This window comes from Rhizobium sp. RSm-3 (genome assembly GCF_001854685.1).
GTDB classification, from domain to species: Bacteria; Pseudomonadota; Alphaproteobacteria; order Rhizobiales; family Rhizobiaceae; genus Rhizobium; species Rhizobium ecuadorense.
Map to the genome: position 1 here is coordinate 1 of NZ_MAWZ01000022.1, position 11,075 is coordinate 11,075.

Consider the following 11,075-nt stretch of genomic DNA (forward strand, 5'->3'; position numbering starts at 1 on the left):
TCGCCTTCCTTCTTTCGTTCCATCCATCGCTGAGTAAAAGGCAGGCAGCTCGCGCCGCCTCGCATGGCAATCTTCAAAACCCGTGCCATGTGGGCAGCAGCATATAAAACAGTTGTTTTGCTGATCTTCAGCTATTTAATTCCAAACTTTCGAAGGCGGGATCGACAAACTCTTGTCTCGAAACCGCCAAACTGGACGAAGCGGCTGCGAGGTCTTGTCGGTTGGAAATCGCTTGCGTCAAAGATCAACAAATCTCGTCCGTATCCTTACATCTCAGGCGAGGGACAGAAGTAGTGTGGCAAGTCGTAGAGCCAAACAGATCGGTACCGCATTGACGGCCGATCGGCTTCGCACCGCGCGTCGGAATTAAGGCCGGATGATCAGCAGAACGCATATGAAGGCACAGTAGAGATTGTCCCTTACAACAAGCTCGCTGTTATGCTGTCTCCATGAACAAATAGGAGGAATGCCGACAGCTTGGCAGCTGCAGTCTTGCAGGCCCGGATTGTTCCGCCATTGGCGAGATTGACAACGGAGCCGGTTTCGATCGTCAGCGGGCCAAATTCTGGAGGAAATGCTCGAAGGCTACAGCAAAGATCGTGAGCGAGCTATCAAGTTAAAGCGCTAGTCGCGGATGCTTTTTCCGGCCGCACGCTCAGCTCCGACAAATTGTAGATCGCGTAGTCGAATATGGCGAAGAGCTTAAGGCAATTTTAGTAGGCGCTATAGAATGGACCGATGATCATTATCCGACGACGACATCACCGCTCATATTTAGGAAAGTGGCATTTGCGCGTGCCCGCACAGTCGCAACATCGGGAGCAATAATCCCCCGTATCGGTTCAACGTCGCCGGACAAGCCCGCCAAGATTGCATCTGTGGCCTTTACGTTTTCAAGATCTCGCGCCCGACGAACTCTGCCGCTCCAGAAAGACTTCCGCTTTCCTCAGGGAGAAAGCATTCATTAAAATCGCCGCATTCCTTGCAGCTGGGAGCGCTACAAAGGAAAAAGCCTTCAGCTTCGCAAATCTTGCGGTAGAAATATTTTTTCCACCTCATGTTGCTGGTGTTGCCTGCCGCCAGCGCCGGAAAATGCGCGAACAGCAATCTCCTAAGTTCGGCTTTGTCATGCAAGCCGAGATCCCGCCAGAGGTGGTCTTCACGCATGGAACGTCGCGCAATGATCTTAGCAAAACGCACGCCCTCAGGGTCGCCTGGCCGCACATGCGCTAGGAGCATGTCGCGCAACAGTTGCTCCTCCGCATCAGGCACGCAATCACTCGCCTCTTGCAGGGCAAAGGCGCGGATAAGCCTTGCCGGGAAACTGCGGGTTGTATCCCGCAGCTCCCTAAGCGAAAGGCCGGTTGCCTCGGTCGCGGTGGCAATCCCCATCTCAATTTCTTCAAGTGCGCGCGAAAAAAAGCGGAAGAGCACATAGTCATCAAATAACTTGAGACCCATCTGGCATGGTCGGCTGAAATAGAGTGTTTGGCAATCGTCGCAGTGGTCGACGGCTATGCCGGTTTGACGTGCGGCGTCCACAGTTGGTACCGCTACCGTCAAGACCCCGATGTGATGCACATTTGGCATGCGCTTCGTCGCTTTCTCCAATAATCGAATTCAGTTGGCTGCTTTGGTCCCCGGAAGGCGAACATTCAAAGGTTGTGCCAACTTGAGCAAGTGACAATTGAAGCCGGCTTTTCAATCACTCGATCGCCTGTGCAGCGGGAGGCGATCCCGCCTCCCGCTGTCGTCAAACGGACAAACGCAGGCTTTCAATCTGCGGCGCCGATTGAGCAGTCTGAGTGCGGCAATCTGAGGGAAAATCGAAGATCAACTGCTGCGCAACGACGCCTTAGCCGTCGATGAGAGTTATCATATGTCTCTTCGTTAGTCCTCAGAGTAGTTGGAGACCGGGCCTGTTCGCCACACTCCGAGGGCCGCCGCCATAGCGAGCAACATGGCGGCGGCAGTATCTCTCCGGGATACGCAATAAAATCTGCCGCTTCCTATCTATTGCATTTTTTTACGTTCTCCGCTGACGTCGCGATCACCTTGTTTGGTTAGACGCTTTGGTCATGCACCAAGGTCGCTAATCAGGAAAAATAGATTGATTGGATGCCGTCATCCGCGTTTTGAATAGCACTAAAAACGCGGCACCAAAAACGCCTGGGGACCGAGCGCGAACTCGCGACCGCGGCACTCAGCACACTTTAAGTCAGCCAACAGTGAGCGCGGCTGTTGCCCCGGTTGCGCTAGCCAAATGTCGTGATGCTCGGATGGAACTTGCCGATTGCAAATTTTCTTTCTGCTTTCAGCGTCGTAAGGGGTGCCTTGATAGAAGCTCCACTCGTCAGCTTCTCGCGTCTGCAGCATGGGAGATGATTTCCAATTCTGCCGGGGTATTCGTACAGCGTACAGCTCTCGTCAAACTTGGAACACGCACCCGTTTGCATAGCCTGCCCAAGGTCGGGATCCCGTTCCGCAAATTTGGGACAAATGTCGAGCCATACGAGCGGCGACGCCGATGGCCGCCGCGTTCGATTGCTGAACTCGCCTTAGTCCACTGCGCGGCTGCTGGTATGGTCCAACATCGTCGCGTACATGTTTGGCGCGGAATTGGTATGGGGGCGGGCCGGAATAAAACCACGCGTATTCAAATATCTCAATAAATTCAACCAGATGGGCGACACTTGAGCGACACGTCCGGAGCGTGACTTGAACTGAACCGAACCGAATTGGCGCAGGACCATTTACACAGCACGCTGAAATCTGCATATTGCCGCGCGTTGTCGCTATCCCGAGTTGATGCACGAGTCGCTTTCGCTCCAGTCAAAAGCAGCTGGGCACGGGCTCTTTTCAAGAATTTAGAAGGCAAGGATATGGAAAATTTTGTGTATCTGTTGGAGCCGGAAAGTGCGATCTTTCGCGCCGCTGAGCTCCCTGATCGCAACAGCATTGCATCGATCTCCGGTTTAATTGGCAGTGATCTTATTCAGATGATCCGCTTCGACGACATGCACTCGCTATTTGTTGGGGAAGAAGCTTTGCGAGTTGGGTTAACCGCCTTCACTATCTTTGACGGGTACCCGATCCCTCTTGCCGGGCAGATAGCGCTTTTGGGAGGCGACGGTAGTAAACCTTATCGTTCACCGTCAATAACGATGACGGAAGCCGCGCGACGTTTTGAATGTTGCCGGCCGGTGCTTGATCCTGTGTTTGCTCCGATGGACCGAGTGGCGAACAAGGGCCTCATCGTTGCGGGCGCACTGGAAAGCCTGCAAGTGCGTATTGATCGCCGCTCCCCGGTGCTCCTATGAGCGCAATGACGAATGATAGGATCCAGGTCGCGCCGATTCGCTCAGAGTCCGCGAGCGTGCCGACATGGGCTCGAGAAACGGAAAGCTGACGCCTCAAAGCGGCGTTCACTACGTTGCCGAAGGCCTCCCGTTCAACTGGACAAAGGTCAACACTGAAGGGCGGAAGACGTTCAGTGCATTTGCCGATTTGGAAGCCGCGAAGGAAAAAGTCGCCATTTTGGCGTGTTCGCGCTGACCCGGCTTTTGGCAACCTATGGCACCAGCTGAATGCCGAAGTAGTTGATCGCTGTCGACGGCGCAACCCGCTTTGCTTGCAGACGCTGTTTCAACGCCTGCTCTCGGCGAAGTCATGCACGTTCATAGCGTAGACGAACCGGGCGAAATCGTCGGCGTCGACGCAGTTGAAACATTGGACGAACGAACGGGAGCAAGACCTTGCCCTTTAGAACCTTTTTTTGCATCCTGCTGCTGGTCACGTGCACCAGCGCTGTTTCGGCCTACGCCGCCTCGCTTTCCATCTTCAAAGCGTTCGCCGTAACCTTAGCGGCTTCGGTTTTCCTTCAGGTCGTTTATTTCTTGAGCCTGCTATTTATGTCCTTCCGGCCCACGCGCGAGAGCGACAGATCGATACATTCAGGAACTCGGCAGGCAGACCAGCCACAAAAACGTGATCGCGATAAAACAGAGCAGTCCAACGTCCCCAAGCTTGACCCAAGGCGTAAACGGCGCACCCCTTAGCGGTGTAGGTATTGACCGATTTCATCAGGCGTAAGCTCAATTCGATGTCATGGAACTATTCAACAACCTCCAGCAACCGAGGGCCGCTTTCTTCACCACGGTGCGGCGGTCCATGAGATGCTGCATTGGTCTCCCGATTGCTTCATCTTCGGCATGGATCGGGCATCGTCTGGTTTAGAAGGCCTCCGACTAAGGCGACTGCTGCCGACCGCCGCTTCTGATTAGATGACATGTTTCCGGAAGAGAACATGCCTCGAAATTTGATCGTTTCCCGTTGCCTTTTGGACCTACGCCGATCGAGAAGCTCGACCGTCTCGGTAAGCGCGGGGGTGGAAACATTGAGAACAACGTCAACGAGATGACTGCAAGCTCGGAACTTGCATCTGGCGGAAATAAGCTCCGCAAACTTTATTACCGGAGGCTCGAGGCGGGTCCAGTCAGATTTGCCCAAAGCCGGCGCTTTTAACGCGGCGGCGCAGTCGACGACGTTCCCGCCCATGGGACGAAAACTGGCGGGGCAACTTCGACGTCGAAGATGGCGTGGATTGTTGCACGAAAGCTCGCCTCGGGGCATCCCATGCAGGTCGCCGACTGTCGGACGCAGACCGGCGTTAGAGCAGGCTTTTGTCAGACATGTACTCCGCGGTTGTCGGCATTGAGACTGAATGGCGGGAGCTTGACACTACGCGCTGCTACGAAATGCCTGCTGAGCCCACGAATTCACTTCGGCACGCGATTTGCTCTGGTCACGGTATGTCGCCAATCGCAGCGCGATGGTCTTCGGGCGGCGCGTCGCTGTTCGCGTCCCGTGAGGTCCGATGGTTTGCTGTGGCAACGATAGTGGCTCGGTTGTGCGCCGGGAAAATGTGAGGAGTGTTGGATGCGATCTAGAGTTCTTCGTTTGCGAGCCACACACGTCGCGAGCGGTACAGCCAAAGCGGCGGACCTTGAGCCAGGCGGGAAGCCGGGGGTGGGGGACTGGTTTGGAAGTTATGTTTGCGGACGGGTCGGTGGGCGGGTGGGGTCGAACCTGCTGCGCCAATTCCTACGGTCGGCCGACCTATGGCGTTACCGACATGTTCGATTTCAACCGGCTGCAAAACCCGCACCTGCCGCTCGGCCAGGGGCCGCATCTGTGCGTGGGCGCTACGCGCTCGCGCCTGAAATTGGGAAGTGCCTTCCCCCCGCCGTTCGTGCGGCCGGAGGATCTGGCGCTGGCAATCGCCGCGGAGGACGTCGTCTACACGCTGTCTTAACTCATTTGCTGCCCGCAGTCTGCCCGTCATCTTCCGCCCCTTCCGGGCTTAAAGAGTGAAGCGTCACCATGTCCGAACAATCCTTGCCGACGCTGCCGATGTGGCGGGTCGATCACATCGAGCCCTCGCCCGAGATGTTGGCGCTACGCGCCAAGGGTCCGATCCACCGCGTGCGCCTTCCGTCCGGGCACGAATGCTGGTGGGTGACAGGCTATGACGAGGCCAAGGCGGTGCTGTCTGACGCGGCATTCCGGCCCGCGGGAATGCCTCCGGCGGATTTCACCCCAGATTCGGTCATTCTCGGTTCGCCGGGATGGCTGGTCTCGCACGAAGGGGACGAGCATGCTCGGTTACGCACGATCGTGGCGCCGGCCTTCAGCAACAGCAGGGTGAAGCTGCTTACGCAGCAGGTCGAGGCGATCACCGTGCAGTTGTTCGATACGCTGGCGGTTCAGCCCCAGCCCGCAGACTTGCGACGCCATCTCTCCTTTCCGCTTCCGGCCAAGGTAATCAGCGCGCTGATGGGCGTGCCCTTCGAGGAACACGCCTTTTTCGCAGGGCTCTCCGACGAGGTGATGACGCACCAGCATGAAAGCGGCCCGCGCAGCGCGTCCGGCCTGGCCTGGGAAGAGCTCCGCGCCTACATCCACGGCAAAATACGGGGCAAGCGACAGGATCCGGGCGATAACCTGCTGACGGATCTGCTAGCCGCGGTCGACCAGGGCAAAGCGACCGAGGAAGAGGCGATCGGCCTCGCGGCGGGCGTGCTGGTGGCGGGGCACGAGAGCACCGTCGCGCAGATCGAATTCGGCCTGCTGGCCATGTTTCGCCATCCGCAACAGCGCGAACGCCTGGTCCGCGATCCTTCCCTGGTTGACAAGGCGGTGGAAGAAATACTGCGCATGTATTCGCCTGGCGCGGGGTGGGACGGCATCATGCGCTATCCCCGGACCGACGTTACCATCGCGGGCGTGCATATACCCGCGGAGAGCAAAGTACTGGTCGGCCTGCCGGCGACCTCGTTTGATCCGTGCCATTTCAAAGACCCGGAAGTCTTCGACATCGGACGCGACGCAAATCCCCACCTGGCGTTCTCCTACGGGCAGCACAATTGCATCGGGGCGGCGCTGGCGAGGCTGGAACTGAAGGCCATATTCGGTTCGATCTTCCAGCGCTTTCCCGCGTTGCGCCTGGCCGTGGCGCCCGAAGAACTGAAGTTGCGCAAGGAGATCATCACCGGCGGGTTCGAGGAGATGCCGGTGCTCTGGTGCGGACGCCCCCCGGCATCGCAATCTTCTCATTTGGCGGCGCCTGGCGCGCACCGGTCAGATCAGCCACTCGACAGGTAATCAAGATGGACGTGCAAGACACCACGGCAGCATGCCACGACGCCTTCGCCGAGCTGGCGTCGCCAGCATGCATCCAAGACCCGTACCCGTTCATGCGGTGGTTGCGAGAGCACGATCCGGTGCACCGCGCGGCGTCGGGCCTCTTTCTGTTGAGCCGCCACGCCGACATCTACTGGGCGTTCAAGGCTACGGGCGATGCGTTTCGGGGGCCGGCGCCATCCGAACTGGCGCGCTATTTCCCGCGTGCGGCGAGCAGCCTGTCGCTCAATCTGCTGGCGTCTACGCTAGCCATGAAGGAACCACCGACGCATACGCGTCTGCGCCGGCTGATTTCGCGCGATTTCACCGTGGGCCAGATCGACAACCTGCGGCCGAGCATCGCGCGCATCGTCGCAGCTCGCCTGGATGGCATGGCGCCCGCACTGGAGCGAGGAGAGGCGGTGGACCTGCATCGGGAATTCGCACTGGCCTTGCCCATGCTTGTCTTCGCTGAATTGTTCGGCATGCCCCAAGACGACGTTTTCGAGCTCTCAGCGATCGTCAGCGCCATTCTAGAAGGCCTGAGCCCGCACGCCAGCGATCCACAGCTCGCCGCGGCGGACGTGGCCAGCGCCAGGGTGAAGGCCTATTTCGGCGACCTCATACTGCGCAAGCGCGCCGATCCCCGCCGCGACATCGTGTCGACACTGGTCGGCGCACACACCGACGACGCCGATACGCTCTCGGACGCGGAGTTGATCAGCATGCTGTGGGGCATGTTGCTGGGCGGCTTCGCCACCACTGCTGCGACTATCGACCATGCGGTGCTGGCGATGCTGGCCTACCCCGAGGAGCGGCACTGGCTGCAGGGAGACGCCGCAGGGGTGGAGGCATTTGTAGAAGAAGTACTGCGCTGCGAGGCGCCCGCCATGTTCAGCTCCATTCCGCGTATCGCCCAGCGCGACATCGAACTGCATGGCGTGGTGATCCCGAAGGACGCGGACGTGCGCGTGCTGATCGCGGCCGGCAATCGCGACCCGAACGCTTTCGCTGATCCCGACCGCTTCGATCCGGTGCGGTTCTACGGCACCAGGCCTGGCACGTCGAGCGACGGAAAGATTATGCTGAGCTTCGGCCACGGCATCCACTTCTGCCTAGGTGCTCAACTCGCCAGGGTGCAACTGGCCGAGAGCCTGCCGCAGATCCAGGCTCGCTTCCCCACGTTGGCCTTGGCCGAGCAGCCGACCCGGGAGCCCTCAGCGTTCCTTAGGACGTTCCGCGCGCTGCCGGTGCGGCTGCACGCGCAGGCGGCGGCTGAGGTTCGCGTCGTGGTCGACCAGGACCTGTGCGGAACCACTGGTCAGTGCGTGTTGACGCTGCCGGGCACCTTTCGTCAGCGCGAGCCGGACGGCGTGGCGGAAGTGTGCATGGCGACGGTCCCGCAGGCGCTGCACGCCGCCGTGCGCCTAGCAGCCAGCCAGTGCCCGGTCGCGGCCATTCGGGTGATCGAAAGCGAAGCCGGCGATGACCATTGCACCAACCCCGGCCCTACGCCCTCTCCGGCAGACGCTGAGCGACATGCAGCGAAAGACCTACGCAATCCAGGAGAACATGATGGAACGATTTAAAGGCAAGGTGGCCGTGGTGACCGGCGCCGGCGCCGGGATCGGCAAGGCATGCGCCCTCGCCATCGCGCGCGAGGGCGGCAGAGTGGTGGTGGCCGACATTGATGGCCCCGCTGCCATCGCCTGCACCGCACAGATCGCAGCCGAAGCGGGCCAAGCGCTGGCCGTGGCCATGGACATCGCAGATGCGCAGGCGGTGGCAGAGCTGTTCAAAACGGCGAAGCGGCGCTTCGGTGGGGTCGACGTGCTTGTGAACAATGCGAGCGCCATGCATTTGACTCCGCACGACCGCGCGATCCTCGACCTGGACGTGGCGGTCTGGGACCAGACCATGGCGACCAATTTGCGCGGCACGCTCCTTTGCTGCCGGCAGGCCATCCCACAAATGATCGGCCGTGGTGGTGGCGCGATCGTGAACATGTCATCGTGCCAAGGGCTCAGCGGCGACACCGCACTGACGTCATACGCCGCGTCGAAGGCCGCAATGAACATGCTGTCGGCCTCGCTTGCCACCCAATACGGACACGCGAAGATCCGCTGCAACGCGGTTGCGCCAGGTCTTGTCATGACCGAACGTCTCTTCGCCAAGCTGGACGAGTGCATGCAACGGCATCTACACCGGCACCAGCTCCTGCCGCACGTCGGCCGCCCCGAGGACGTAGCCGCGCTGGTCGCGTTCCTGCTCTCGGAGGAGGCTGCGTTCATCACCGGCCAGGTGGTGTGCATCGACGGCGGCATGTTGGCGCATGTTCCAACCTACGCAGACGGTGGCAACAGCGCGGCTCGGCCGGCCGGTGACGCCGCCGAAGCAGCCGCAGCGTCGCATTGGTGATGGACATGCTGCTCAACCCGCTGAACCGCTGGCGCCGGCTACGGGACGACATCCCGGTCATGCCTGGCGCTTTCCCCCTGGTCGGGCATCTTCCCGCCATCGTCTGCGATCTGCCGCGCCTGCTGCGGCGCGCGGAAAGGACCCTAGGCAGCCACTTCTGGCTGGACTTCGGCCCGGCCGGACACCTGATGACATGCCTGGATCCAGATGCGCTCGCATTGCTCCGGCACAAGGAAGTGTCCTCGGCACTGATCGAAGAGATGGCGCCCGACATCCTTGGCGGAACGTTGGTCACTTTGGACGGTAGCGCGCACCGGCAGGCGCGCGATGGGATAAAAGCGGCGTTTCTGCCGAGGGGTCTGACCGAGGCCGGCATTGGCGAGCTGTTCGAACCAATTATTAGGGCTCAGGTCAAGGCGTGGCGCGACCGCGGTGAAGTCGCTATCCTGCCAGACACCCGCAACCTGATGCTCAAACTCACCTTCAGTCTCATGGGCATCCCCGCCCAAGACCTGTCGGAGTGGCATCGCAAGTACCGGCAACTGCTACAATTGATGGTCGCGCCCCCGATCGACCTGCCGGGGATGCCCTTGCGACGCGGCCGCGCCGCCCGCGATTGGATCGACGCGCAGTCGCGCCAGTTCATCCGGGACGCGCGCGCGCGCGCCGCGCGCACCGGGTTGATCAACGACATGGTGAGCGCCTTCGATTGCAGCGATGGCGCGCTCTCCGATGACGTCCTGGTCGCCAATATCCGCTTGCTGCTGCTTGCCGGCCACGAGACCTCCGCCTCGACGATAGCCTGGATGGTGATCGAGCTGGCGCAGCATCCAGAGCTGTGGGACGCCCTGGTCGAAGAGGCGCAACGCGTGGGCGCGGTGCCGACCGGGCACGAGGACCTGGCGCAATGTCCGGTCGCAGAGGCGCTGTTTCGGGAGACGCTACGAATGCATCCGGCTTCCTCGCTCGTACCGCGTCGCGCGATGCAGGAATTACAACTCGGCCAGCGGCGCATTCCTTCGGGCACTCATTTGTGCATCCCACTACTGCATTTCTCGACCTCGCCGCTGCTGCACGAAGCGCCCGATCAGTTCCGTCTGGGGCGGTGGCTGCAACGCACGGAGCCGATCCGGCCGGTGGACATGCTGCAGTTCGGTGCCGGCCCACACGTCTGCATGGGCTATCACCTTGTATGGCTGGAGCTGGTGCAGTTCAGCATCGCCTTGGCATTGACCATGCAGGAGGCCGGGGTGCGGCCGCGATTGATGAGCGGCGTCGAAAAAGGCCGGCGCTATTACCCGACCGCACATCCGTCCATGACAGTCCGCATCGGATTCTCATGAGCTGGGATCCTCTGCCCCGTGTCAAGAGGCAGCGGCGACGACGATGGGCGGCATTGCTGCACTCGGCGCGCGCGCGCGGTGCGACGCCGGCAGCACCGCGGCGGCTCGCCGCTCGCCGCGGCATTCTCTGTCAGGTAGAAGGAGATGAACAACATGCAGAAGGGTTCCACGCTAAACGACGACCGAACTGGCGTTTCCCCGTTCGGCGGATCGGGCGCGCAGGCGTGCGGCGGATTGCCGGTGCGCGCGTCCATAGGCATTGGCGCGCTATGCGCCGTCGCGGAGGATGCCGCGCTTTACTCTGTACCGCGCACTGGATCGCTATCGCGCCTGTTTCGGCCTTGTATTGTAGGTGGTCGAGGATGACACGCCAGCGGATGACGCGACGCTGGGCAAGCCCCCGGCAAGCATGCGGCGGAGAAGAAAGCAACCGGCGTGCCGATCACGAAGCTGCATGCAGCGCCCCAGTCAGTGCCGGGCCTATGGCCAGAGGCCGAGGAAGCCATCACCTCGCTGCGCCCGCGTGCGGAGCGGTTGGCGCAGGCCGTGCAGCGGGCCAAAAGGGTATCTGTTCAAGCACGCGCCGTGCGCATTGGCGCCGGTCCGCACGGAGGCGCCGCCGTACCGCTGCGA

The 11,075-nt window shown here is 60.7% G+C and carries 8 protein-coding genes; 7 read left to right on the forward strand and 1 reads right to left on the reverse strand.

Annotated features, from left to right (window positions below; translation table 11 throughout):
- Positions 1-885: 885 nt before the first annotated feature.
- On the reverse strand, positions 886-1,590 hold the full coding sequence (locus tag BBJ66_RS18590) for a nitrogen fixation protein NifQ (RefSeq protein WP_010009888.1): 705 nt from the start codon (positions 1,588-1,590) through the stop codon (positions 886-888).
- Between the two features lie 1,292 nt (positions 1,591-2,882).
- Between BBJ66_RS18590 and BBJ66_RS18595 the strand changes: the two genes are divergently transcribed.
- The 7 genes from BBJ66_RS18595 (at position 2,883) to BBJ66_RS18620 (ending at position 10,442) form a co-directional block, all read left to right on the forward strand.
- The gene (locus BBJ66_RS18595; RefSeq protein WP_004673815.1) at positions 2,883-3,320 is read left to right on the forward strand and encodes a DUF3846 domain-containing protein; all 438 of its coding nucleotides are present in this window, start codon (positions 2,883-2,885) and stop codon (positions 3,318-3,320) included.
- Positions 3,321-3,384: 64 nt separating this feature from the next.
- Positions 3,385-3,555 (forward strand): CCE_0567 family metalloprotein, encoded by a 171-nt coding sequence (locus BBJ66_RS34235; protein WP_010009890.1) that lies wholly within the window; start codon positions 3,385-3,387, stop codon positions 3,553-3,555.
- 1,579 nt (positions 3,556-5,134) lie between these two features.
- On the forward strand, positions 5,135-5,314 hold the full coding sequence (locus tag BBJ66_RS18600; protein WP_041684048.1) for a cytochrome P450: 180 nt from the start codon (positions 5,135-5,137) through the stop codon (positions 5,312-5,314).
- Between the two features lie 68 nt (positions 5,315-5,382).
- Complete coding sequence (locus BBJ66_RS18605) at positions 5,383-6,663, forward strand: cytochrome P450 (protein ID WP_049730597.1); 1,281 nt, start codon at positions 5,383-5,385, stop codon at positions 6,661-6,663.
- 5 nt (positions 6,664-6,668) lie between these two features.
- Entirely contained in the window at positions 6,669-8,270 is a 1,602-nt protein-coding gene (locus BBJ66_RS18610; protein ID WP_012489561.1) for a cytochrome P450, read from the forward strand.
- Entirely contained in the window at positions 8,257-9,099 is an 843-nt protein-coding gene (locus tag BBJ66_RS18615) for an SDR family oxidoreductase (RefSeq protein ID WP_008536513.1), read from the forward strand. The genes BBJ66_RS18610 and BBJ66_RS18615 overlap by 14 nt, the downstream gene beginning before the upstream one ends.
- Positions 9,099-10,442, forward strand: coding sequence for a cytochrome P450 (locus BBJ66_RS18620; protein ID WP_011053442.1), 1,344 nt, complete (start codon positions 9,099-9,101; stop codon positions 10,440-10,442). The genes BBJ66_RS18615 and BBJ66_RS18620 overlap by 1 nt, the downstream gene beginning before the upstream one ends.
- The last annotated feature ends 633 nt before the right edge of the window (positions 10,443-11,075 follow it).